The 319-nt window shown below is 51.4% G+C and carries 1 pseudogene; it reads left to right on the top strand.

The annotated features are described in order from the left end of the window. Positions 1-319, top strand: a pseudogene (locus K1I43_RS15500) (transposase); the annotation flags it as partial.

Below are 319 nucleotides of genomic sequence, written 5' to 3'. Positions count from 1 at the left end.
AACGCTCAACAAGTGCTGGTGGAAGACCGGGCGTATTTCAAAATCGAACGCCTCGATCGATTTGTGGAGCAGCATCAGCTCTTTGTCATTCGGATGAAGGACAACATCGAACTTCATCAGAAAAAAAAGCTTGAAACGCCTTTCCAGCACATCCTCATCGGTTCAAGCCGACTTCACGTGCCAGTTGGGGATGAAACAATGCCGCTCCACCAAGCGTCACCGGGTGGTGATCTTTCGAGATGCGAATGGCCGCGACATTCGGGTCGTGACGAACCTCTTCCATGCGTCTGCGGAAACCATTGCCGACATGTACCAACAA

Source organism: Anoxybacillus sp. ST70 (genome assembly GCF_019553625.1).
Taxonomy (GTDB): Bacteria; Bacillota; Bacilli; order Bacillales; family Anoxybacillaceae; genus Anoxybacillus; species Anoxybacillus gonensis.
Note: the sequence above shows the minus strand (reverse complement) of the source record. Positions and strands in the feature narration are given on the sequence as shown.